Source organism: uncultured Microbacterium sp., from assembly GCF_900078385.1.
GTDB lineage: Bacteria > Actinomycetota > Actinomycetes > Actinomycetales > Microbacteriaceae > Microbacterium.
This window is the reverse complement of record NZ_FLQR01000007.1, coordinates 167,686-189,459: the sequence shown is the minus strand read 5'-3', so window position 1 is coordinate 189,459 and position 21,774 is coordinate 167,686. Positions and strand designations below refer to the sequence as shown.

Below are 21,774 nucleotides of genomic sequence, written 5' to 3'. Positions count from 1 at the left end.
CCGGCGTCCGGTCAGCGGGAGAACAGCGACGACAGGATGCCGCCGAGCAGCCCCGACTGCATGAGCAGCCAGAACAGGACGAAGCCCGCGAAGACGACGATCGTGCCCCACGGCACACGACGCGTCAGGCGGCGACCCTGCGGCGCGACGCCGGGCGGCGGCCGGAGCGTCGCCGTCGGCGCGGCGAACGGCAGCGCGGCCGCGGCCGCGCCGGCCTCCCCACCGACGGACCCGGCGAGCGGCGCCGCCGCCGCGGCGCCGGCGAGGCGGTCGTCGCGCCAGCGCTCCCACTGGGCGAACTTGTCCAGCAGCGCCGCGACGGCGGCGAAGAGCCACGCCCACGTCGCAGGGTCGAGCGTGGAGAAGTCGCGCTTGGCGTAGAGGAAGAGCCAGTCGTCGACGATCTCGACGTCCAGCGCCGCCGCGTTGTCGATGAAGCGCGCCATGATGTCGGGCGTGAACAGGTACAGCGCATCGCTCTCATAGCCCCGCGGGCAGTACAGCGAGAAGAACCGGTCGAAATCACCCTCGAGGCTGAGGTGCTGCTCTTTGTCGAAGGATGCCGGGAGATTCGAGCCGAAGAGCGCGTTGTTGCCGAGCGCATCCAGGACGATGTGCGGCAGCGGGGTCGAGAGGTGCACCGCGACGTATCCCCACTGGTGCGTGGTCTGGTTCTTCCCCGAGCCCGTCGTGTAGCGGTAGTTCGCGAACTCCACGAAGCGCGGATCGCTCCCGCGCAGCACGTCGCTCGCGCGCCGGCTGTGGCCCAGCCCGAAGATCATGCCGGGCAGGGGCGGCGCGAGCGCCTCGGCGTGCCACGTCATCCCGTTCGCCTGCGCGAACCGGTCGAGCCGGTACCAGCGTTCGCCGCTCCCGCCGCGGAAGAGCCGGATCGCGAGGAACACCACGAAGCCCGCGATCACGGCCACGAAGAGGATCGGGACGAGGGTGAACAGGAAACCGGCCGGTGATCCGCCGATCCCGTTCTGCGAGAGCTGCCAGAACGCGCCGATCACGCCGACGACGACGTTGCCGAACAGGACGAGGAAGATCACGCCGATCACGGTCGCCATCACGGCGATGGCCGCGCCGGAGGTCTTCGGCGCGCGGCCGGTCTCGCGCAGGCGCTGCACATAGGCGCGCACCACGTTCCGGTCGACCGGCTCGACGAGCGGGCGCGCGTCGAACGGCAGGGAGGACAGGGGTGTCGTCATCGGTTCACCTCGTCGGAGTCGTAGGTCAGCACGGTGCCTTCGGCGATCTCCAGCGCTTCCAGGCGGGGATCGGCGCACAGTGCCGCCACGAGGTCCGCGCTCCCGCCGACGATCGTCGAGTCGAAGTCCACCTCGCTGACGAGCACCCACGCCCGGTCCTCCGGCCAGAGGAGGCTCGGGGACTGCGCGCTCGGCGGGAAACCGTGCTCCTCCGACACGCGGTCGCGCCACGGGACGCGGAGCACCCAGTCCGGCTCCGTCAGCTCGGCGAGGCCGCCGCGGAAGAGGACCTGGTCACGTCCGGGCAGGTGCAGGCGCGCACCCTCCGAGACCTCCCGCGACAGGATGCCGTCCTGCCAGGTGGGCCTGCGGAAGACGCTGTTCAAGCGGTCCTTGACGGACCTGCCGAGCATCTCGTCGTGGCGGGCCTGCACGATGCCGTCGTCGCCGTCGATCCAGCCGTAGAAGCCGCGCGACGGCCCCTGACCGAGGAACCCGACGAGTCCGCCGAAACCCTCCCAGAGCGACGCGCACCCGTCATCCGGTGTCGTCGTATGGCCCGCGAGCACGTCCGCGACGGACGCGAGCGTGTCGGCGGGCATCCCGCCCTGCTCGGGGTCGCCGTAGCGCCAGCCGTCCGCGTCGCGCGGACCGTCCTCGTTCTCCACGATCCGCCCCGGCGCCACGAGCGCGCTCCACTGCGCGCGCGGATGCATCGTGGTGCCCATGGCCTTCGCGGTCACAGCCCACGTGACGCGCTCGTCGACGATGTCCGGGTTCCGCTGCTGGAAGGCGTCCCACTCGGCGGAGTACCGGCCGTAGGGCAGCCCCGGCCACGGCTCCCCGACGGGCCGATCGCGCCATGCGGGGTGGAAGATCCGCGCGTACGCCGGGAAGCCACGGGGCACGACGTCGTGCATCGTGTACCGCCACGGATCGTCGATGCGCTCGAGGATCCACGCACCGGCCGCGACGTCCGAGGTCCACTCCATGCCCGCCACGCTACCCGGCGGCCCTCGCCAGCCGGTGATTGGGCCGCTGACCGGGCATCCGCTAGACTGTGGAGGTTGTCCGGCATCGGCCCAGTCCGAAGAAGCCCGTGACACGTGCACACACCCTCCTGCTGCCGGGAAATGCCCGGCAGCCGTTCTAGTCCGAAGGAGGTGGGTTAGTGACGCACACGCATCAGTACGAGCTCATGGTCATCCTCGACCCCGAAATCGATGAGCGTCAGGTTGGCACCAACCTCGACAAGTTCCTCAAGGTCATCACCAACGAGGGCGGCAGCATCGAGAACATCGACATCTGGGGCCGTCGCCGCCTGGCGTACGAGATCCAGAAGAAGAACGAGGGCATCTACGCCGTCGTCAACTTCACCGCCACGAGCGAGGCCACGCAGGAGCTCGACCGTCAGCTGAAGCTGAACGAGCAGATCATGCGCACCAAGGTCCTCCGTGCCGAGGAGGCAATGGCGATGGTCGCTGCCGAGAAGGAGCGCTCCGACGCCAAGGCCGCCCGCAAGGCAGCGAAGGCGTAACGACGATGGCCGGCGAGACCGTCATCACCGTCGTGGGCAACCTCACGGCAGACCCCGAGCTGCGTTACACGCAGAACGGCCTGCCCGTCGCGAACTTCACGATCGCGTCGACGCCGCGCACCTTCGACCGTCAGGCCAACGAGTGGAAGGACGGCGAAGCGCTGTTCCTCCGCGCATCGGTGTGGCGCGAGTTCGCCGAGCACGTGGCCGGATCGCTCACGAAGGGTTCCCGCGTGATCGCCACCGGTCGCCTCAAGCAGCGCTCCTACCAGGACCGCGAAGGCAACAACCGGACGTCGATCGAGCTGGAGGTCGACGAGATCGGCCCCTCGCTGCGGTACGCGACAGCCCAGGTCACCCGCGCCGCCTCCGGCGGCAGCGGCTCCGGCGGTTCCGGCGGTGGCGGCGGCCAGGCGCGTCCCCAGGTCCAGCAGGACGAGCCGTGGTCCACGCCCGGCTCGGCTGCCCCGGACGCGTGGAGCGCCCCCGGCACGTCGTACGGCGACGACACCCCGTTCTGATTCAGACTCCGGATGCCATCGGCATCCGATCACACTCGTAAGGAAAACACATGGCTGGAAAGGCTACCGGCGATCGCCGTAAGCCGCGGAAGGGCGCCAAGAACGCCGCTCCCGCGAAGGCGATCCGCGTCGGCGTCATCGACTACAAGGACGTCGCAACTCTTCGCAAGTTCATCTCGGAGCGTGGGAAGATCCGCGCCCGTCGTATCACCGGTGTCTCGGTTCAGGAGCAGCGTCTGATCGCCAAGGCGATCAAGAACGCGCGCGAAATGGCGCTCCTGCCCTACGCCGGCGCTGGCCGCTAAGGAGCACCGACATGGCAAAGCTGATTCTCACGAACGAGGTTGCCGGGCTCGGAAGCGCCGGCGACGTCATCGAGGTCAAGAACGGGTACGCCCGCAACTACCTCATCCCCCAGGGCTTCGCAGTGGCCTGGAGCCGCGGTGGCGAGAAGCAGGTGGCGTCCATCCGCGCCGCCCGCGAGTCGCGCGCGATCCACGACCACGAAGAGGCTGTGGCGCTCAGGGACGCCCTCGAGGCTGCCACCGTCAAGCTGACCGTCAAGGCCGGCAAGGAAGGCCGCCTGTTCGGCTCGGTGAAGACCGGCGACGTCGCAGACGCCGTCAAGGCTGCCGGCCTCGGTGAGCTCGACAAGCGCAAGATCCACATCACCTCCCCGATCAAGGCCGTGGGCGACCACGAGGCGACCGTTCGCCTCCGTGACGACCTCACCGCAGTGATCAACCTGCAGGTGGTCGCCGCCAAGTAAGGCGTCGACGACGAAGAAGCCCCGGACCACGTGGTCCGGGGCTTCTTCGCGCGTGCGCGGCGGTGTTTTCGCACTTGACAAACGCGGATCCATCCCCAGCTGTCCGCGCCGGAGGCAACCTTCAAGCCAGACTTCAACCACATTCCCCCTCCACAGCCTGTGGAATCAGAAACCCCTGATCAGAGGGTGAAAGAATCTCCGGCTTGTGCCACACCTCGGGCGTTTTGCACAGGCGTTGTGCACAGGCATGGCGGCGTTTCTCGCACATTGTCCACACAGTTATCCACAGGCAGGTTTGCGGGCGTCGGACCCCATGCCTAACGTTGCGTGTGGCCCGCCCCCGAGGGCCCGACAATGCGTGCAGAAAGGTGCCGTATGTCTATTGCGGACATCTCGCAGGAGCGTCTCGGCGCGCCCCGTGAGCACGAGCGGACACCCCCGCACGACCTGCTCGCCGAGCAGAGCGCCCTGGGCGGCATGCTCCTGTCGAAGGATGCCGTCGCCGACGTCATCGAGACCCTCCGCGGCACCGACTTCTACGTCCCCAAGCACGAGCTGATCTTCGAAGCGATCCTCACGCTCTACTCGCACGGCGAGCCCACCGACGTCGTCGCGGTCACCGACGAGCTCATCAAGAGCGGCGAACTGCAGCGCGCCGGCGGCGCGGACTACCTGCACTCCCTGACCTCGATCGTCCCGACGGCGGCGAATGCCGGCTACTACGCGTCGATCGTCAACGAGCGCGCACTGCTGCGCCGCCTCGTCGAGGCCGGCACGCGCATCGTGCAGATGGGCTACAACGGCCAGGGCGAGGCGCTCGACCTCGTCAACAACGCCCAGGCCGAGATCTACTCCGTCACCGGCACCGAGGCCGCCGAAGACTACGTCCCGCTCGAGGTCGCCGTCGGCGCCGCGATCGAGGAGATCGAGGCCGCGCGTGGGCGCGACGGCCAGATGACCGGCATCCCGACGGGCTTCGGCGGTCTCGACCAGCTCACCAACGGTCTGCACCCCGGCCAGATGATCATCATCGCCGCCCGTCCCGCGATGGGTAAGTCGACGCTCGCGCTCGACTTCGCGCGCGCCGCCGCGATCAAGCACAACTACCCGACGATCTTCTTCTCGCTCGAAATGGGCAAGAGCGAGATCGCGATGCGCCTCATGAGCGCCGAGGGCGCCGTGCCGCTGCAGAGCATGCGCAAGGGCACGCTCGACTCGCGCGACTGGACGACGATCGCCGCGACGCGCGGCCGCATCAACGACGCACCCCTCTACATCGACGACAGCCCGAACATGACGCTCGTCGAGATCCGCGCGAAGTGCCGCCGCCTCAAGCAGCGCGTCGGACTGAAGATGGTCGTCATCGACTACCTCCAGCTCATGACGAGCGGCAAGCGCGTCGAGTCGCGCCAGCAGGAGGTCTCGGAGTTCTCGCGTGCCCTCAAGCTCCTCGCGAAGGAGCTGCAGGTCCCGGTCATCGCGCTGTCGCAGCTGAACCGTGGTCCCGAGCAGCGCGCCGACAAGAAGCCGGCGCTGTCCGACCTCCGTGAGTCGGGCTCGATCGAGCAGGACGCCGACATGGTCGTGCTCCTGCACCGCGAGGCGGCCTACGAGCGCGACAGCCCGCGCGCCGGCGAGGCCGACCTCATCGTCGCCAAGCACCGCAACGGCCCGACCGACACGATCACCGTCGCCTTCCAAGGCCACTTCTCGCGGTTCACCGACATGGCCGTCGGGATGGACTGAGGGTCCGCGATCGCTGCGCACGGTGACCGTACGCGTATCCTCGTGGCGTGAATGACGTCGCCACCGCGCTCGCCGCCCCGGAGTGGGCGGCGTCGGCGCGCGAGCACGCAGAGCGCGCCGACGCGCTGACGGCGGGCCGGCGGGCACGGGCGGCCGTGGGCGAGACGCATCCCGTCGACGACTTCCTCTTCACGTACTACAGCTACAAGCCCGCACTGCTGCGACGCTGGCATCCCGGCCTGGGCGTGCTCCTGCAGGATGCCGGCGAGGCGCGTGGCAGCTGGCGCTGGTACCTCGTCGAAGGCCGGGATGCGATCGTCGACCATGAAAGAATCGCCCGGGAGCGGCACCTCCTCCTCACGGGCGTGGGTCGCATCCTGCGGGGCGCCCGCTCACGGCGCGCGCAGTTCGGCTGTTTCGGGCTGCACGAATGGGCCATGGTCTACCGCCAGCCGGAGCACCGCCATCCGGCGCCGCTGCGCCTGGGGCAGACCGACACCGACGCCGTCGTCGACGCGCATCCCTTGGGCTGCACGCACTTTGACGCCTTCCGCTTCTTCACGCCCGACGCCGTGCCGCGGAACCGTCTGGCGCTCACCCGCGAGCAGCAGTCGGCGACGGAGCAGCCGGGCTGCCTGCACGCGAACATGGATCTCTACAAGTGGGCGGTGAAGCTCGGCCCGGTGGTGCCCGGCCGGCTGCTGCTGGACTGCTTCGAGCTGGCACGCGACATCCGCGAACTCGACATGCGCGCCTCGCCCTACGACCTCACCGAGTGGGGATACGCGCCCGTGGCCATCGAATCGGCCGAGGGAAAAGCGGAGTACGTCGGCAGCCAGCGGGCCTTCGCCGAACGCGCCGAGCCGCTCCGCGAAGAGCTGATCGCGGTGACCGACCGCGTGGCCGTCGGGATGGACTGAGGCTCGGTACACTCGCCCCGTGCGGATCCGCCCGATCGATCTGGTCGACGTCCTCGTCTATCTCGTCGTCCTCGGCCTGTTCACCCAGCTGTTCCCGGCCGTCATCTCCGAAACGTTCGTCCTGGCCCTGCTGACCGCGATCCTGCTCAAAGTGGTCCTCGAAGCCGTGCTCTGGATCAAGAAGCGGGTGCTGGCGCGCATCCGAGCGGCCGAGACCCCCGCGGTGCGAATCGTCAACCTCATCGCGCTCCTGCTGATCCTCCCGGGGAGCAAATTCCTCGTGCTCGAACTCGTCGCGTGGGCATTCGGCGACAGCGTGCGGCTCGGGGGCTTCTTCCAGGTCACCCTGCTGATCGTCGTCCTGATGCTCGCCCGCGGCGGCGTGCGTCGCCTCCTCGACGACAGGACGGCTCCCGCAGTCTGAGCCGGTGACACGTCGGCGTGGGTATCGTCGTCGACATGCCGCACATCGGATCGGAGGACCGCGGGAGCGTCGCCGCGCGCGCCGTCCCGCGCGATCGGAGGGCGATCCTCCAGCGCCGGATCCGCTGGATCGTCGCGGCGACGATCACGTACAACATCGTCGAGGCGATCGTCGCGATCACGGCGGGGTCGATCGCGTCCTCGGCCGCGCTGATCGCGTTCGGGCTGGACTCGACCATCGAAGTGCTCTCCGCGGCTGCGGTCGCATGGCAGTTCACCCGTCGCGAGCCGGAGCGGTGGGAGCGCGGCACTCTGCGGGTCATCGCGGTGGCGTTCTTCGCGCTCGCCGCCTACGTGACGGCGAGCTCCGTGATCGCGCTCGTCACGGGCCCCGACATCCAGCCGTCACCGCTCGGCATCGCGATCACGGCGCTCAGCGTCGTCGTCATGCCGTTCCTCTCGTTCGCCGAGCGGCGTGCGGGGCGGGAGCTCGGGTCGGCCACGGCGGTCGCCGACTCGATGCAGACCCTCATCTGCACCTACTTGTCGGCCGCAGTGCTGGTCGGGCTCGTCCTCAACAGCCTCCTCGGCTGGTGGTGGGCGGATTCGCTCGCGGGCCTCGTCATCGCCGGGTTCGCGATCCGCGAGGGCGTCGAGGCATGGCGCGGCGACGCGTGTGCGACCTCGGTCGGCATGCTCCTCGACGCCGACGGTCACGACCATGGCGCTCACGACGAGGACGACCGCCACCCCGCGTGAGGAGCATCACCCGGCCCCGGCAATGAGCCGCCGATGAATCGCCTATGACGCGGCCCGTTCATGCGTCGTTCTGGGTGTCGCCATAGACTCCGCGCCCACCATGGGCGCATGACAGCCACCCTCCTCACGACGACCGGCCCCGCGGCCGTGGCCACGGCGCCCGTGCGCCGGACGCGGCGACGCTCGACCCGGAGGGTCTGGAACGCCGCGGCCGTCACCGTCATCTGGGCGACGAGCCTCGTCGTGGTGGCGCTCTGGGTCTCGGGCGGCGGCGTGCAGTCGGTGCTGGCCGGCGGCGCCGAGACGCTCAACACCCTCGGCCGGATCACCGGTCTCGTATCGGCGAACCTCCTGCTGTACCAGGTGCTGCTCATGGCGCGGGTGCCGCTCTTCGAACGTGGCTTCGGCCGCGACGCGATCACCCGCATGCACCGCGTCGTCGGATTCTGGTCGTTCTGGCTCCTCCTCGTCCACATCGCCCTGCTCGTGGTCGGCTACGCCGTGCAGGCGGGCATCGACCCGCTCACGCAGCTGTGGCAGTTCGTCTGGGACTACCCCGGGATGCTGCTGGCCACGGCCGGCACGCTCCTCCTGGTGCTCGTCGTCGTGACCTCGATCCGCCGCGCGCGGCGCCGGCTCCGCTACGAGAGCTGGCACCTGCTCCACCTCTACGGCTACCTCGGGGTGGGTCTCGCCGTCCCGCACATGCTGTGGACCGGCGCCGACTTCGTGGCATCCCCCCTCGCCACCGTCTACTGGTGGACGCTCTGGGCGGTCACGGCCGCGAGCGTCGTGGTCTTCCGGATCGGCGTGCCGGCGTTCCGGTCGCTGCGGCACGACATGCGCGTCTCATCGGTGGAGCCCGACGGCGACCGCGGCGTCACCGTCCGACTGCGCGGTCGCGCACTCTCGGCACTCCGGGCCCGCCCGGGTCAGTTCTTCGTCTGGCGGTTCCTGGACGGTGCCGGGTGGATGCGGGGACACCCGTTCTCGCTCGCGGCGGCGCCGACCGGCGACGCACTGACCATCTCGGCGCGTATCGTCGGCGACGGCACGCGGCGCCTGACCACTCTGGCGCCCGGCACGCGTGTCGTGTTCGAGGGACCCTACGGCGGCATGACCGGCGAGCTGCGCGGCGGGACCAAGCTCCTGATGATCGGCGCGGGCGCGGGTGTCGCACCCCTCGTCGCGCTGCTCGAGTCCGAGGCGTACGCGCCCGGCGCCGCCACCCTCCTCGTCCGCGACCACGCCGACGGCGATGCGCTCCTGCGCGGACCGATCGCACGCCTCGCCGCAACGCGGGGCGTCGCCCACTACACGCTCCACGGGCCGCGCGCTCAGGGCGGGTCGGCCTGGCTGCCCGCGAGCCACGCGGCCTGGCGGGGCGCCGACCTGCTCCGCCACCTCGCACCCCGCCCCGCGGAGTACGACGTGTTCCTGTGCGGACCGGGCCCCTGGATGGACGCGCTCCGCGCCGACCTCCATGCCGCGGGGTTCGCCCCCGACCGCATCCACGCGGAAGCGTTCACCGTCTAGTCGCCCCGGCGACCCGTCCTTCGGAGGAATCGTGAAGAAGATCGTCTACGGCGTCCTCGCCACCCTGAGCGGCCTCGTGCTGCTGTTCAGCTACCGCACCTCGCTCGGTGAGGAGATCACCCCGGCCGCGGCGGATGAGGCCGCATCCGTCAGCGACACGACCTCCACGACGACCGTCCCGCAGGTCGCGACCCCCACCCAGACCCCGACTCCGACGACGACCGAGGAGGATGCCGCGGCCGGCACCGCGACGACCGCGTCAGGGCTCGTGGACGGCACGTACACCGGGCAGTCCGCGAGCACGCGCTTCGGGCCGGTCCAGGTCGCCCTGACGGCATCGGGGGGCCAGATCACGGCTGTCGACGTCGTGGACTACCCGGATTCGAACTCCCGCGACCGCCAGATCAACGAGCGGGCGATTCCGCAGCTCGTCTCGGAGACGCTCGAGGCGCAGAGCGCGGACATCGACATGGTGTCGGGAGCGACGTACACGAGCGACGGGTACCTGCAGTCGCTGCAGAGCGCGATCGACCAGGCGCAGTCATGAGCCACGTCGGCCGCACGCACCGCCGGATCTGGACGGAGCAGATCATGGGCACCGTCGTCAGCATCCATGTCATCACCCGCGCCGGTGCTCCGTCCTGGGGCGAGGCCGAGGCCGAGGCGTCCTTCGCCGCGCTGCGCGACCTGGACCGGGTCTTCTCGACCTACCGCGACGACTCCGACATCTCGCGCCTCCGGCGGGGAGACGGAAGGACCCCGGCGCTCGACCCGCGCGTCGCCGCGGTGGCCGATGCGTGCGCCCACTGGGAAGCCGCGACCGGAGGACGGTTCAGCGCGGACTGGCGCGGCTGGTTCGACCCCACCGGGTACGTGAAGGGGTGGGCGGTCGAGACCGCCGCGCGCGCGCACCTCGCACCCCTTCTCGAGCGCGACGAGGTGATCGCGGCGGGGATCAACGCCGGCGGCGACCTCCAGCTGTTCACGGCACCGGGCGCGGACTGGTCCTGGCGCATCGGCATCGCCGACCCCGCCCACCCGGGCGCCGTGATCGCGACCATCGACGTCGTGAACGGCGCCGTCGCCACCTCGGGGCTCGCCGAGCGGGGCGCGCACATCATCGATCCGCGGTCGGGGTCTCCGGCGCGGGGCGTCGCCAGCGCCACCGTGATCGCGGACGGTCTGGCCGCCGCCGACGTGTGGGCGACCTCCGCCGTGGTCGCCGGCATGGACGACCTGTCCTGGATCGCGGACGCCGGAACCCGCACCGGCATCCTGGTCGGCGACGACGGTCGGGTGCGACGCTGGATCCGCTCGACCGAGGTCTCGGTCGCGGCGCCCTCTCCCGCGCTCCCGCAGGTCGCGTGATCGAGCGGACCTCAGCGGACGGTCACTCGGTGGCGAGCGGGGTGGGCGAGGTGCGGTGCTGCTCGGCACCCCACGACGCGAGGAGACGCAGTCGCTCCGCAGAAGGCGACCCGGGTTCGGCGGTGTAGACGAGCATGACGGTTCCGGGGTCGGCGGTGAGCGCGAACTCCTCGTACGCGAGCGTCACCTCCCCGACCACGGGATGCCGGAAGCGCTTGACCCCGGCGCCGTGGGTGCGCACATCGTGTGCGGCCCACAGTCGCCGGAAGACGTCGCTGCGCGTCGACAGCTCGCCGACCAGGTCCTGCAGCGCCTTGTCGTGCGGGTCGCGGCCGGCCTCCGCCCGCATGATCGCGACGCACATCTCCGCGAAGAGATCCCAGTCGGGGTAGAAGTCGCGTGCCGCGGGGTCGAGGAACTGGAAGCGCGCGAGGTTCGGCATCCGCCCGCCGTCGCCGATCACCGGCGAGTAGAACGCCCTGCCCAGTTCGTTGACCGCGAGAAGGTTCTGGTGCGTGTCGCGCACGAAGGCGATGCCGTCGGTGATCGAGGAGAGAGCCCACTGCAGGCTCGGCCGCAGCACGGCGGTCTTGCCGGCGGCGCGTCGGCGGGGACGCCCCGAGGTGGGGATCCCATCGGCCGCGCGGGCGAGGTCGAAGAGGTGGGCGCGCTCCGCGTCGTCGAGCTGCAGAGCCCGGGAGACGGCCTCGAGGACCGCGGCGGACGCGCCCGAGATCGCGCCGCGCTCGAGCTTGGCGTAGTACTCGACGCTCACGCCGGCGAGGCTCGCGACTTCGCTGCGCCGCAGGCCCGCGACGCGACGGTTCGCTCCCGCGGTGAGCCCCGCCGCCTCCGGCGTCACGCGCGCGCGGCGCGTCATGAGGAACTCGCGCACCTCGGTCCGGTTGTCCATACCGGCCAGGCTACGTCCGCGGCGCCCGCGGAGGGGTGCCCTGTCAGTACGCGTCACACCAGGAACTCCCGCGCGGATCAGAGGGTGGCGAGACTCGACGCATGCCCTTCTCCGACGCCCCGATCGTGCGCCGGCTGCTGCCTGTGCTCCTCCTGCTGCTGACCGTGTTCGGGCCGATCTCGATGGACCTCTACCTGCCGGCCCTTCCCGCCCTCACCGCCGAGTTCGCCGCGGCGACCTCGGTCGCACAGCTCACGATCACCGCGTGCCTCGTGGGGCTCGCCCTCGGGCAGCTCATCGCGGGGCCCCTGTCCGACCGGTTCGGCCGACGCGGCATCCTGATCGTCGGGATCACGGCGTACGTCGTGACCTCGGTGCTCTGCGCCGTCAGCCCGTCCGTCGAGCTGCTCATCGGCGCGCGACTCGTGCAGGGGCTCGCCGGGGGCGTCGGCATCGTCATCGCGCAGGCCGCCGGGCGCGATGTGTACAGCGGCGTCGCGCTCATCCGCTTCTACGGCCGGCTCACCGTCGTCGGGGGTTTCGCCGCGATCGTCGGGCCGCTCCTGGGAGGCGTGCTCAACACGGTCACGGACTGGCGCGGGCTCTTCCTCTTCCTCGCCGCCGTCGGCGCCGTCCTGCTCCTCGTCGTCGCTCTGGCGCTGCCCGAGACGCTGCCCCACGATCGCCGGACGCGCGGCGGGATCAGCCAGACCGCCCGTGACCTCCGCACGCTCGTGGCGGATCGGGTGTTCGTCGGCGCCGTCCTGAATCAGGGGTTCCTGTACGCCGCGCTCTTCGCCTACCTCGCCGGTGCAACCTACGTCCTGCAGGACATCTACGGCCTCTCGCCGCTCGGGTACGCGCTCGCGTTCGGTCTCAACTCCGCCGGCTTCATGACGTGCGGCTTCCTGTCCGGCCGTGCGGCCGCGCGCTGGAGCATCCGCGGCACCCTCGTCGTCGGCATCCTCGTCGCCGGGGTCGGCGCGGCGGGACTTCTCGTCGCCGGCCTGACGCCCCAGCCCCTCGGGGTCGTCGTCGTGGCGCTGCTCCTGCTGGCGAGCGGCGTCGCGATCACCTCCCCGCCCGCCACCACCCTCGCGCTGGCCGAGTACCCGCAGATGGCGGGGACGGCATCCTCGCTGCTCGGGATGCTGCGCTTCGGGTTCGGCGGGGTCGCGGCGCCCCTCGTCGGCGTCGCCGGCGCGACCAGCATCCTGCCGCTCGGCGTGGTGACCCTCTCCGGCGTGATCCTCGCCGCCGGCGCCGCGCTGCTGCTGCGCCGCCCCACCGTTTCCCGTCCCCCGACCACGATGCCGCCCGTGCCCGCGGACGCCGTCCACCTGTGAACACCTCACCGAAGGAGAACCCCACCATCATGCGCGGAGTCATCATGCACGCCCCCGGCGACGTCCGGGTCGAAGATCGCGAGAACCCGACCATCGTCGAGCCGACCGACGCCATCATCCGGCTGTCCGCGTCCTGCATCTGCGGATCCGACCTGTGGCCCTACCGCGGCGCCGAGGACGTCGACCACCAGGCCATGGGTCATGAGTACGTCGGCGTCGTCACCGAGATCGGCGACGACGTGAAGACCGTGAAGGTGGGCGACTTCGTCGTCGGCTCGTTCTTCGCCTCCGACAACACGTGCGAGATCTGCCTGGCCGGCTACCAGACGCACTGCGTCCACCGTCAGCCCGGCGCCCCGACCGGCGCCCAGTCGGAGTACGCCCGGATCCCCCTCGCCGACGGGACCCTCGTCGCGACGCCCGGGCAGCCCGACGCCGACCTCATCCCCTCCCTGCTCGCGGCATCCGACGTCCTCGGCACCGGCTGGTTCGCCGCCGTCGCCGCCGAGGCCGGTCCGGGCAAGACGGTCGCGGTCGTCGGTGACGGCGCCGTGGGCCTCCTCGGCATCCTCGCCGCCCACCGGCTCGGTGCCGAGCGCATCATCGCCATGTCGCGGCACGCCGACCGGCAGGCCCTCGCCCGCGAGTTCGGCGCGACCGACATCGTCGAGGAGCGCGGCGACGCGGGCGTCGAGCGGATCAAGGAGCTCACCGGCGGGCTCGGTGCGCACAGCGTGATCGAGGCCGTCGGCACGCAGGAGTCGATGATGCAGGCGATCCGCGCGACCCGCGCCGGCGGCCACGTCGGCTACGTCGGCGTCTCGCACGGCGTCGCGCTGGACGGCGTCGAGCTGTTCTTCTCCGGCGTCCACCTGCACGGCGGACCCGCGCCCGTGCGCCGCTTCCTGCCGGAGCTCATCCAGCTGATCTGGGATCGCGAGATCGACCCGGGCAAGGTCTTCGACCTCACGCTGCCGCTCGAGCAGGCCGCCGAGGGCTACCGGGCCATGGACGAGCGCCGCGCCATCAAGGTGCTGCTGACGACGTGACCCCGGCGGGGGCCCGACGGGCGCTCAGTCCAGGCGCCGCGCGCTGAGCCAGCGCACCATCTCCGGGTCGCGGTGGTCGAAGAACTGGGACGAGCCCTCGTCGAGCGACCCGATCGTGGTCATCTCGGCATCCGTCAGGGCGAAGTCGAACACGTCGAGGTTCTGCGCCATGCGCTCCGCGCTGACGGTCTTGGGGATGGCCACGACGCCGCGCTGGACGAGCCAGCGGAGCACGACCTGCGCGACCGACTTCCCGTGGGCGCCGCCGATCTCGGACAGCGCCGGATTCGTGAACAGTCCGTTGCGACCTTCCGCGAACGGACCCCACGACTCGATCTGGACCCCTTCCGCCTTCAGCACCTCGTGGGCCGCGGTCTGCTGGTGGAACGGGTTCGTCTCGATCTGGTTGACGGCAGGGACGATCTCGTTGTTGAGGACGAGATCGAGCAGCCGGTCGGGGGCGAAGTTCGACACCCCGATGGCGCGGGCGCGGCCCTCCCGGTGGATCTTCTCCATCGCGCGCCACTGACCGTAATAGTCGCCGAACGGCTGGTGGATGAGGTACAGGTCGAGGTAGTCCAGACCGAGCTTGCGGACCGAGTCATCGAACGCACGCGCCGTGTTCTCCTCGGCGGGTGCGTCCTGGATCCACAGCTTGGTCGTGATGAACAGCTCGTCCCGCGGAACGCCGGATGCGGCGATCGCCGCGCCGACGGCTTCCTCGTTGCGGTAGGCGGCCGCCGTGTCGATGAGGCGATAGCCGGCGGCGATGGCCGCCGCGACGGCAGCCTCGGTCTCGTCGGGTCCGACCTGGTAGACGCCGAATCCGAGGATCGGCATCTCCACGCCGTTGTTGAGGGTCACGGTCTCCATGATGAGAGCCTTTCGTGAGGGGTGGGTCGTCGTAGGGGCTGGTGGACAGCGTTCGCCTCATGCGCCGATGCGGCGGCGGGCGCTCAGGATTCGGCCGGCACGTCGGTGCGCGCGGTCGGAGTGTCGGTGGTGGCGGACCAGCTGGAGAGCAGCTTGAGCGCGTCCTCGGACGCCGAGCCGGGTTCGGCGGTGTAGGTCGACAGGGTCAGTCCCGGGTCGGCCGGCAGCTCGAACGCTTCGTAGACGAGTTCGATCTCGCCGATGACCGGATGGCGGAGCCGCTTGACGCCGGTGCGGTGATAGCGCACGTTGTGCGCCGCCCACAGCGTGCGGAACCGCTCCGACCGCGTCGACAGCTCGCCGACCAGGTCGCTCAGGCGCTTGTCGTACGGGTTGCGCCCGGCTTCGCCGCGCATCGTGGCGACGAGCTCCTGGGTGTTCTTCTCCCAATCGACGTAGAACTCCGGCGCCGCCGGGTCGAGGAAGGCGAAGCGGGCGCTGTTCGGTGCCGGGGAGGCGAACAGCGGGGCGTAGAGGGCGCGGCCGAGCCGGTTCGCGCCGAGATAGTCGAAGTAGTTGTCGCGGACGAGCGCCGGGACCTCCGTCAGCCCGTCCACGACGCGCTGGATGCTCGGACGGATCCCGGTGGTCCGCTTGCGGGGCTTGCGGGCGACGGGGGACGCATTGGCCACCCGGGCCAGGTCGAACAGGTGCGCCGTCTCGGCGTCGTCGAGCTGCAGCGCGCGGGCCAGGGCGTCGAGGACACCCTCGGACGCCCCCGAGAGGTCTCCCCGTTCGAGACGCGTGTAGTAATCGACGCTCACGCCGGCGAGCATCGCGACCTCCTCGCGGCGGAGACCCGGGACCCGTCTGTTGCCGCCGTAAGCGGGGAGGCCTGCCTGGTCGGGGGTCAGGCGGTCCCGACGCGTCGACAGGAACTGTCGAACTTCGCTGCGGTGATCCATGCGGTCGACGCTACGCCCCGCCGACGTGGGCTGGGAGGCCTTGCCAGTACCTGGAACGACGGGCACCCCGCCGATCAGAACGGTGCGTCGCGGGACCCGAGCGGATCGTGGACGGGCAGGAGCCAGGGTTCCCGCAGCCGCGTCCGCACACTGAGCACCTCGGCCTCCGGGACGAAGCGCACCGTCGGTTCCGGTCGATCGGTATGGCGGCGGCCGCTGGGACTCGTCCAGACGAGCACACCCGGCGACGTCTGTTCGACGGTCCAGGCGCTCGCGTGTTTGAGGGTGTGGTGCCGTCGGCACAGATGGGCGAGGTTCTCGGGACGGGTGGTGCCGCCGCGTGCGGCATCGTGCGTGTGGTCGACGTCGCAGCGCCACACCGGCTTCCGGCATCCCGGGAAGCGGCAGTGCTCGTCGCGCGCCCGGAGGAAGCGCTGCAGTCCCGCCGTCACCCGGTACCGGTCGACGGCGAGGACGTCCCCGGTGAGGGGCGACGTCATCACGCGCTCCCAGCCGGTGGCGCCCGCGGCGAGGGCCCGCGCGGTGTCGCCGTCGATGGGTCCATAGCCGGCGAGCAGCGCCGGCTCGTCGCTGCGCCCGGTCATCGTGAGGACCGGGACCGTGACCTGCACGATGGCGCGGATCGCGCCGAGACCCTCCCCGCCGAGGCACGCGTCGGGCGCGCCGGTGAGCAGGAGGTCGGTGAAGACGTCGGCGCGCACCTGGTCGATCGTGCGTCCGTCGCCGTCGCCGTCGCCGTCGCCGCCGTCGCCGTCGCCTCGTGCCTCCACGACGGATCGGGCCTGCCGACTGAGACGGTCGTGGATGCCGTGCGCGAGAGTCGCGGGGAGCGTCGCGACGAGCTCGGCCATCCCGTCGGGAAGATCGCACAGCTCGACGCGGCGGCACGCATGTGCGTCCCGGGCGCGCTCGTCGAGGGTGCGGTCCAGGAACCGCTCCGCGTGGGTGCGCACGAGCGGCGCGAGGCGCCCGGGCGACGTCGTGCGCGCCCGCTCGAGGGCGAACGCCAGGTATGCCGCGCGGTCCGCGTCATCGTGGATCGCGGCCCCGGCCTCCTGGATCACGACGAGATGCCGCCGTGTGATCTCGCCGCGCTCGAGCGCCGCGACGCCGACCCCGAACCGCTCGCAGAGATCGGCGCACTGCCCCATCTGCCGGGACACCGACCACTCGCTCCTCCGCGTCGCGATGGCGAGTTCGGCGACGAGCGACCGCTGCGCGATCTCCCGCCGCGATCCCCGCTCACCGGCGTCCTTCACGAGGGCGGCCGCGCGGGCGAGGGTGCGGATCTCCTCGGCGTCGAGTGCGGCCTGCCGGCGCTGGACGTCGGCGAACGCGTCGACCACCTGATCCGTGCGGCGCAGGATCGCCACGGGCGACTCGTCGGCCGCCGGGATGACAGAGGACATGAGGGCTCACTCGGGACGGGGGCACCTGTATGTTCGAATCTGTGATGCGATTCTACCACCCAGCCTCCGACATCTCTACACTTTCCCGCGAGTAACCCCGCGCTTCTTCGGTGAAACCGTCGCGGACGGCATCCATCATGCGGGACAATGGATGCACGCCATCCGAATCGATTCGAGATCGGCGGCCCCGCTTCCACCTCTTCACCTCGAGAGCCTTCCCGCATGTCCACTTCCCTGACGACCGGCAGCCCCTGGCGCGTCATCCTCCTCTTCTCGGTCCCGCTGCTCCTCGGCAACGTCGTCCAGCAGCTCTACCAGTTCGCGGATGCCATCGTCGTCGGGCGGCATCTCGGCGTCGGCGCCCTGGCTGCCGTGGGAGCGACCGGAGGCCTCTTCTTCTTCCTCCTGGGGTTCGTCTGGGGTCTGACGACCGGCTTCGCGATCCCGACGGCGCAGGCCTTCGGCGCAAGCGACAGGGCTGCCGTGCGCCGATCGGTCGCCGCCGGGACGCTGCTCACCGCCGTCGCGACCGTGCTGCTCACCGGGGCCGGCGCGGTCTTCGCCGAGCCGCTGCTGCTCCTGCTGCGGACACCGTCCGAGCTCATGGCCGACGCGACCGTGTTCGCGCAGATCAGCTTCCTCGGCTCGGGGACGATGCTGTTCTTCAACTACCTGTCCGCGATCATCCGCGCGATCGGCGACTCGCGCACGCCGCTCGTCTTCCTCACGGTGGCGTGCGGGCTCAACGTCGTCCTGGTCATCCTCATGGTGGGACCGCTGGGGTGGGGGGTCGGCGGCGCCGCGCTGGCGACCGTGGCGTCGCAGGGAGTGTCGGTCCTGCTGTGCGTGGAGTACGTGCGCCGCCGCGTCCCCGTCCTGCGCCTCCGCCGCGCGGACTGGCGTGTGGCGCGCGCCGACCTCGTGCAGCACCTCCGCATCGGCCTGCCGATGGGCTTCCAGGCATCGATCATCGCGATCGGGGCGCTCGCGGTGCAGGTGCGCCTCAACGAGCTGGGTCCCGACGCCGTCGCCGCCTATACGACGGCCTCCCGTGTCGACAGCCTCGCGGTCGCGCTGCTGCAGTCCCTGGGGCTCGCCGTGTCGATGTTCGTCGCGCAGAACTTCGGCGGCGGTCGGCCCGACCGCATCCGCCGCGGTGTCGTGCAGGCGACGTGGATGGCGCTCGGCGGCGCCGTGATCGTCGGTGTCGTGCTCGTCGCCTTCGGCAGCCACATGGTGCGCCTCTTCGTCGGCGAGGGAGCGGACGGCGTCGTCGACCTCGCCGCGCTCATGCTCGTCATCAACGGCGCGAGCTACAGCGCCCTCGCCGTGCTGTTCGTCCTCCGCGGCGCCCTTCAGGGTCTCGGCCACACGCTGATCCCGACCGTCACGGGCGTCATCGAGCTCTTCATGCGGGTGGGCGCCGCCGTCGTCCTCGGGGGCATCGTCGGCTTCGTCGGCGTGGTCTGGAGCAATCCCCTCGCGTGGATCGGCGCCGTCGTCCTGCTGGCACCGGCCTATCTCCGCGCCCATCGCGAGCTCGCCGGGATGCCGATCGCGACCGGTGACCACATCTCCCCGGCCACGACGCCGATCGCCGTCGTGGGCCCGACCGACGGCTCGATGAGCGTCGATGCGGTCGTCACGCGACCGGTGCCGCTGCCCGAGTTCACCTCCGACGGTCGGTCTCGCCGGCGCCTCACGCGCCTCCGCCGACGACGCGCCGAGCGGACGGCGGAGCGGGCCGACTGATCGGAGGAGGACAATCGGGGGGTGACCACCGCGCTCCCCGACCTCACCCAGATGCCCGACCCGCAGTTCGTGATGGTCGGCGACGGCTACCGGATCGCGACGTACTCCTGGGGCGAGGACACCGCGCCGACCGTCGTCGTCGTGCACGGATTCGCCTCCAGTACGCGGGACAACTGGGTCAGCACCGGCTGGGTGCGTGATCTGCAGCGCGCCGGCTACCGCGTGCTGGGTCTCGACCAGCGCGGGCACGGGGCCAGCGACAAGCCGCACCTCCCCGGCGACTACGACCTCCGCACGCTGGCGGGCGACGTGGAGGCCGTGCTCGACACCTACCTCGTCGGGACGGCGTTCTACATCGGCTACTCGCTCGGCGCGCGCGTCGGGTGGGAGGTCGCGCAGGACCTCCCCGACCGCATCGAGCGCGTCGTGCTGGGCGGCGTCCCCGACGGCATCCCGCTCGGCCGCCTCGACATCGACCAGGCGACCGCGTACGTCGAGAACGGGACGCCGGTCGAAGATCGCGTCACCCAGAACTACATCGCCCTCACCGAGCGCGTCCCCGGCAACGATCTGCGCGCGCTCCTCGCGATCGCCGGCGGCATGCGCCGATCGGGGACGGTCGACCCGGATCCGACGCACGCGCCGACGCAGCCCATCCTGTTCGCGACGGGTTCGCAGGATGCCATCATCGAAGGCTCGAAGGCGCTCGCGGCCGCGTGCCCGCAGGGGCACTTCGTCGAGATCCCCGACCGGCACCACTTCAACGCGCCCGGCTCGCGGGTGTTCCGCGCCGCCGCGCTCGAGTTCCTCACCGCGACGGACTGAGCGCGGTCGGCGGACTCAGCCGGCGGACTCAGCCCGCCGGGTTGGTCGCCTTGCCGTCGAGCCAGAGCGTGTCCGTGGGGTCGGAGTGCACGCCGCCGCTGTCGACGTGCGTGGCGCTGATCTTCGGACCCTTCGTGATGACGTGGACGAGCGCCATCGCGTGGCCGCGGCCGAGACCGTAGTCCTCCGCCAGCCACTGCACGATGGGCGTCGCCTTCGTCGAGGAGTCGAAGCCGCGCTCGCGCGCGAGGTCGATGAACTGCCGGGGCGTCAGCCCCGTCTTCTCCTCGATGTTGTCGAGATAGGCCTGGAACGACATGCTCTCCTCCAGCGGTGGGTGCGGATGCGCCCTCATCCTGCCACGGAGCCCCTGCACCTGCTTTACACCGTGACGACGATCTTCCCCCGCACGTGCCCGGTCTCCAGCTCGCGGTACGCCTCGACCGCGTCGGCCAGCGGGTAGGTCGCCGCGCGCTCGACGCGCAGCGACCCGTCGGCGGCCAGCTGGGCGAGCGCGGCGAGCTGCGCGGCATCCGGTCGCACCCACGCGTACACCCCGCCGAACTCGTCGCGAGCACGCGGGTCGGCGATCGAGACGACGAAGCCGCCGTCGCGCAGCAGCTGCGACGTCGAGTCCAGCGCATCGCCCCCGGCGTAGTCCAGGACCACATCGATGCCGTCCGGCGCCAGGGCGCGCACCTGGTCGACGAGCGGGGCGCCGTACTCGACGGGCTCCGCGCCGAGCGAGCGGACGAAATCGTGCTTGCCGGCCGATGCCGTCCCGATCACGCGGGCTCCGCGGTGCCGCGCGAGCTGCACGGCGAACGAGCCGACGCCCCCCGCGGCGTTGTGCACGAGGACGGTGTCGCCCTCGGTGAGTCCGGAGCGCTCCACGCTCTGGAGGGCCGAGAGACCCGCGAGCGGCAGCGCCGCGGCATCCTCGAACGACAGCCCTTCGGGCAGCGGCGCGGCCGTCCGGACGGGCACGGGCATGAGCTCGGCGAGCGATCCGTGCTGCACGACATCGGCGCGCGCGTAGGCCAGGATGCGGTCGCCGACGGCGAACTCGGGGGTGTCCAGGCCGACCTTCTCCACGACCCCCGCGACGTCCCAGCCCGGCACCACGGGGAACTGCGTGTCGATGAGCCCCCGCAGGTAGCCCTCGCGGACCTTGTAGTCGACCGGGTTCAGGCCCGCCGCGACCACGCGGACGACGAGCGTGTCGGGGCCGATGTGCGGCTCCGCCACCTCCGCGAGCTCGAACCGGTCGGCGCCGCCGAATTCCTTGTACACGAGTGCCTTCATGCAGGTAGCCAACACCACAGCCGCCGGGGCATTCCACTCCCTGGCAGGGCAGGGGCCCGCGTGGCATCATCGGCAGGTGACCGATCGGCAGCCCCAGGACCTGCAGACGCTGATCCTGCTGCGCCGCGTGCGGGATCGGATGGACCGGGAGTACGCCAAGCCGCTCGACGTCGAATCGCTCGCGCGCGATGTGCACATCTCCGCCGGACACCTCAGCCGTCAGTTCAAGCGGGCCTACGGCGAGTCGCCGTACTCGTACCTGATGACGCGCCGCATCGAGCGGGCCATGACACTGCTCCGCCGAGGCGATCTGACCGTCACGGAGGTCTGCTTCGCCGTCGGCTCGTCCTCGCTCGGCACCTTCAGCACGCGGTTCACCGAGCTGGTGGGGGTGCCGCCGAGCGTCTATCGGGAGCGGGGCGCGGATTATGTGCCCGGCATGCTGCCCTGCATCGCGAAGCAGATCACGAAACCGGTCAGGAATCGAGAAGCGCCGGGGTCCCGGGTCCTCGTACCGTGAGAG

24 protein-coding genes are annotated in these 21,774 nt (G+C 70.9%); 16 read left to right on the top strand and 8 right to left on the bottom strand.

What is annotated here, in order from left to right:
• Positions 1-11 precede the first annotated feature (11 nt).
• Entirely contained in the window at positions 12-1,214 is a 1,203-nt protein-coding gene (locus QZL85_RS08630; RefSeq protein WP_295576071.1) for a hypothetical protein, read from the bottom strand.
• Positions 1,211-2,206, bottom strand: a complete 996-nt coding sequence (locus QZL85_RS08625; protein ID WP_295576070.1) for a hypothetical protein — start codon at positions 2,204-2,206, stop codon at positions 1,211-1,213. Before QZL85_RS08625 ends, QZL85_RS08630 begins: the two co-directional genes overlap by 4 nt.
• A gap of 206 nt (positions 2,207-2,412) precedes the next feature.
• Here QZL85_RS08625 and rpsF point away from each other — a divergent pair, with 206 nt between their 5' ends.
• The 11 genes from rpsF to QZL85_RS08570 all read left to right on the top strand — a co-directional run bounded on the left by rpsF (position 2,413) and on the right by QZL85_RS08570 (position 10,793).
• The gene (gene rpsF / locus QZL85_RS08620; RefSeq protein WP_295576363.1) at positions 2,413-2,751 is read left to right on the top strand and encodes a 30S ribosomal protein S6; all 339 of its coding nucleotides are present in this window, start codon (positions 2,413-2,415) and stop codon (positions 2,749-2,751) included.
• Positions 2,752-2,756: 5 nt separating this feature from the next.
• Positions 2,757-3,272 carry a single-stranded DNA-binding protein gene (locus QZL85_RS08615; RefSeq protein ID WP_295576068.1) on the top strand — a complete coding sequence of 172 codons (516 nt, stop codon included), beginning with the start codon at positions 2,757-2,759 and terminating at the stop codon, positions 3,270-3,272.
• 50 nt (positions 3,273-3,322) lie between these two features.
• The gene (gene rpsR, locus QZL85_RS08610; RefSeq protein ID WP_005054609.1) at positions 3,323-3,577 is read left to right on the top strand and encodes a 30S ribosomal protein S18; all 255 of its coding nucleotides are present in this window, start codon (positions 3,323-3,325) and stop codon (positions 3,575-3,577) included.
• Positions 3,578-3,588: 11 nt separating this feature from the next.
• Complete coding sequence (gene rplI / locus QZL85_RS08605) at positions 3,589-4,041, top strand: 50S ribosomal protein L9 (protein ID WP_295576067.1); 453 nt, start codon at positions 3,589-3,591, stop codon at positions 4,039-4,041.
• A gap of 375 nt (positions 4,042-4,416) precedes the next feature.
• A complete protein-coding gene (gene dnaB / locus QZL85_RS08600; RefSeq protein WP_295576066.1) occupies positions 4,417-5,787 on the top strand; it encodes a replicative DNA helicase in 1,371 nt (456 codons plus the stop codon).
• 47 nt (positions 5,788-5,834) lie between these two features.
• Entirely contained in the window at positions 5,835-6,707 is an 873-nt protein-coding gene (locus tag QZL85_RS08595) for a 3-methyladenine DNA glycosylase (protein WP_295576064.1), read from the top strand.
• A 19-nt stretch (positions 6,708-6,726) separates the two neighbouring features.
• Complete coding sequence (locus QZL85_RS08590; protein ID WP_295576062.1) at positions 6,727-7,131, top strand: hypothetical protein; 405 nt, start codon at positions 6,727-6,729, stop codon at positions 7,129-7,131.
• 35 nt (positions 7,132-7,166) lie between these two features.
• Positions 7,167-7,889, top strand: coding sequence for a cation diffusion facilitator family transporter (locus tag QZL85_RS08585; RefSeq protein WP_295576060.1), 723 nt, complete (start codon positions 7,167-7,169; stop codon positions 7,887-7,889).
• A 108-nt stretch (positions 7,890-7,997) separates the two neighbouring features.
• Positions 7,998-9,425 carry a ferredoxin reductase family protein gene (locus tag QZL85_RS08580; RefSeq protein WP_295576059.1) on the top strand — a complete coding sequence of 476 codons (1,428 nt, stop codon included), beginning with the start codon at positions 7,998-8,000 and terminating at the stop codon, positions 9,423-9,425.
• A 31-nt stretch (positions 9,426-9,456) separates the two neighbouring features.
• A complete protein-coding gene (locus QZL85_RS08575) occupies positions 9,457-9,972 on the top strand; it encodes an FMN-binding protein (RefSeq protein ID WP_295576057.1) in 516 nt (171 codons plus the stop codon).
• On the top strand, positions 9,969-10,793 hold the full coding sequence (locus QZL85_RS08570; protein WP_295576055.1) for an FAD:protein FMN transferase: 825 nt from the start codon (positions 9,969-9,971) through the stop codon (positions 10,791-10,793). Before QZL85_RS08575 ends, QZL85_RS08570 begins: the two co-directional genes overlap by 4 nt.
• A 22-nt stretch (positions 10,794-10,815) precedes the next feature.
• Here the strand turns inward: QZL85_RS08570 and QZL85_RS08565 are convergent, their stop codons facing one another.
• Positions 10,816-11,706 (bottom strand): helix-turn-helix transcriptional regulator, encoded by an 891-nt coding sequence (locus tag QZL85_RS08565; protein WP_295576054.1) that lies wholly within the window; start codon positions 11,704-11,706, stop codon positions 10,816-10,818.
• A 101-nt stretch (positions 11,707-11,807) separates the two neighbouring features.
• Here QZL85_RS08565 and QZL85_RS08560 point away from each other — a divergent pair, with 101 nt between their 5' ends.
• Both QZL85_RS08560 and QZL85_RS08555 read left to right on the top strand, forming a co-directional pair.
• A complete protein-coding gene (locus QZL85_RS08560; RefSeq protein WP_295576053.1) occupies positions 11,808-13,052 on the top strand; it encodes a multidrug effflux MFS transporter in 1,245 nt (414 codons plus the stop codon).
• 29 nt (positions 13,053-13,081) lie between these two features.
• On the top strand, positions 13,082-14,101 hold the full coding sequence (locus tag QZL85_RS08555; RefSeq protein WP_295576362.1) for a zinc-dependent alcohol dehydrogenase family protein: 1,020 nt from the start codon (positions 13,082-13,084) through the stop codon (positions 14,099-14,101).
• Positions 14,102-14,125: 24 nt separating this feature from the next.
• On the opposite strand, the gene QZL85_RS08550 is transcribed toward QZL85_RS08555, so the two are convergent.
• The 3 genes from QZL85_RS08550 to QZL85_RS08540 all read right to left on the bottom strand — a co-directional run bounded on the left by QZL85_RS08550 (position 14,126) and on the right by QZL85_RS08540 (position 17,369).
• On the bottom strand, positions 14,126-14,974 hold the full coding sequence (locus QZL85_RS08550) for an aldo/keto reductase (RefSeq protein ID WP_295576051.1): 849 nt from the start codon (positions 14,972-14,974) through the stop codon (positions 14,126-14,128).
• A gap of 83 nt (positions 14,975-15,057) precedes the next feature.
• Entirely contained in the window at positions 15,058-15,939 is an 882-nt protein-coding gene (locus QZL85_RS08545) for a helix-turn-helix transcriptional regulator (protein ID WP_295576050.1), read from the bottom strand.
• Between the two features lie 74 nt (positions 15,940-16,013).
• A complete protein-coding gene (locus QZL85_RS08540) occupies positions 16,014-17,369 on the bottom strand; it encodes an HNH endonuclease signature motif containing protein (protein ID WP_295576049.1) in 1,356 nt (451 codons plus the stop codon).
• 222 nt (positions 17,370-17,591) lie between these two features.
• Here QZL85_RS08540 and QZL85_RS08535 point away from each other — a divergent pair, with 222 nt between their 5' ends.
• Positions 17,592-19,121 carry an MATE family efflux transporter gene (locus QZL85_RS08535; protein ID WP_295576048.1) on the top strand — a complete coding sequence of 510 codons (1,530 nt, stop codon included), beginning with the start codon at positions 17,592-17,594 and terminating at the stop codon, positions 19,119-19,121.
• 21 nt (positions 19,122-19,142) lie between these two features.
• Positions 19,143-19,946, top strand: coding sequence for an alpha/beta fold hydrolase (locus tag QZL85_RS08530; protein ID WP_295576046.1), 804 nt, complete (start codon positions 19,143-19,145; stop codon positions 19,944-19,946).
• A 28-nt stretch (positions 19,947-19,974) separates the two neighbouring features.
• Here the strand turns inward: QZL85_RS08530 and QZL85_RS08525 are convergent, their stop codons facing one another.
• The gene (locus tag QZL85_RS08525; protein WP_295576044.1) at positions 19,975-20,265 is read right to left on the bottom strand and encodes a DUF4287 domain-containing protein; all 291 of its coding nucleotides are present in this window, start codon (positions 20,263-20,265) and stop codon (positions 19,975-19,977) included.
• Between the two features lie 62 nt (positions 20,266-20,327).
• The gene (locus QZL85_RS08520) at positions 20,328-21,251 is read right to left on the bottom strand and encodes an NADP-dependent oxidoreductase (protein ID WP_295576042.1); all 924 of its coding nucleotides are present in this window, start codon (positions 21,249-21,251) and stop codon (positions 20,328-20,330) included.
• Positions 21,252-21,327: 76 nt separating this feature from the next.
• On the opposite strand from QZL85_RS08520, the gene QZL85_RS08515 reads away from it, so the two are divergent.
• Positions 21,328-21,771, top strand: a complete 444-nt coding sequence (locus QZL85_RS08515; RefSeq protein WP_295576040.1) for a helix-turn-helix transcriptional regulator — start codon at positions 21,328-21,330, stop codon at positions 21,769-21,771.
• Positions 21,772-21,774 lie beyond the last annotated feature (3 nt).

What these genes read in the sequence shown, in the direction of transcription:
- QZL85_RS08630 (WP_295576071.1), bottom strand. Translation starts at nt 1,214, where the DNA reads ATGACGACACCCCTGTCCTCCCTGCCGTTCGACGCGCGCCCGCTCGTC.
- QZL85_RS08625 (WP_295576070.1), bottom strand. Translation starts at nt 2,206, where the DNA reads ATGGAGTGGACCTCGGACGTCGCGGCCGGTGCGTGGATCCTCGAGCGC.
- rpsF (WP_295576363.1), top strand. Translation starts at nt 2,413, where the DNA reads ATGGTCATCCTCGACCCCGAAATCGATGAGCGTCAGGTTGGCACCAAC.
- QZL85_RS08615 (WP_295576068.1), top strand. Translation starts at nt 2,757, where the DNA reads ATGGCCGGCGAGACCGTCATCACCGTCGTGGGCAACCTCACGGCAGAC.
- rpsR (WP_005054609.1), top strand. Translation starts at nt 3,323, where the DNA reads ATGGCTGGAAAGGCTACCGGCGATCGCCGTAAGCCGCGGAAGGGCGCC.
- rplI (WP_295576067.1), top strand. Translation starts at nt 3,589, where the DNA reads ATGGCAAAGCTGATTCTCACGAACGAGGTTGCCGGGCTCGGAAGCGCC.
- dnaB (WP_295576066.1), top strand. Translation starts at nt 4,417, where the DNA reads ATGTCTATTGCGGACATCTCGCAGGAGCGTCTCGGCGCGCCCCGTGAG.
- QZL85_RS08585 (WP_295576060.1), top strand. Translation starts at nt 7,167, where the DNA reads ATGCCGCACATCGGATCGGAGGACCGCGGGAGCGTCGCCGCGCGCGCC.
- QZL85_RS08580 (WP_295576059.1), top strand. Translation starts at nt 7,998, where the DNA reads ATGACAGCCACCCTCCTCACGACGACCGGCCCCGCGGCCGTGGCCACG.
- QZL85_RS08570 (WP_295576055.1), top strand. Translation starts at nt 9,969, where the DNA reads ATGAGCCACGTCGGCCGCACGCACCGCCGGATCTGGACGGAGCAGATC.
- QZL85_RS08565 (WP_295576054.1), bottom strand. Translation starts at nt 11,706, where the DNA reads ATGGACAACCGGACCGAGGTGCGCGAGTTCCTCATGACGCGCCGCGCG.
- QZL85_RS08560 (WP_295576053.1), top strand. Translation starts at nt 11,808, where the DNA reads ATGCCCTTCTCCGACGCCCCGATCGTGCGCCGGCTGCTGCCTGTGCTC.
- QZL85_RS08555 (WP_295576362.1), top strand. Translation starts at nt 13,082, where the DNA reads ATGCGCGGAGTCATCATGCACGCCCCCGGCGACGTCCGGGTCGAAGAT.
- QZL85_RS08550 (WP_295576051.1), bottom strand. Translation starts at nt 14,974, where the DNA reads ATGGAGACCGTGACCCTCAACAACGGCGTGGAGATGCCGATCCTCGGA.
- QZL85_RS08545 (WP_295576050.1), bottom strand. Translation starts at nt 15,939, where the DNA reads ATGGATCACCGCAGCGAAGTTCGACAGTTCCTGTCGACGCGTCGGGAC.
- QZL85_RS08540 (WP_295576049.1), bottom strand. Translation starts at nt 17,369, where the DNA reads ATGTCCTCTGTCATCCCGGCGGCCGACGAGTCGCCCGTGGCGATCCTG.
- QZL85_RS08535 (WP_295576048.1), top strand. Translation starts at nt 17,592, where the DNA reads ATGTCCACTTCCCTGACGACCGGCAGCCCCTGGCGCGTCATCCTCCTC.
- QZL85_RS08525 (WP_295576044.1), bottom strand. Translation starts at nt 20,265, where the DNA reads ATGTCGTTCCAGGCCTATCTCGACAACATCGAGGAGAAGACGGGGCTG.
- QZL85_RS08520 (WP_295576042.1), bottom strand. Translation starts at nt 21,251, where the DNA reads ATGAAGGCACTCGTGTACAAGGAATTCGGCGGCGCCGACCGGTTCGAG.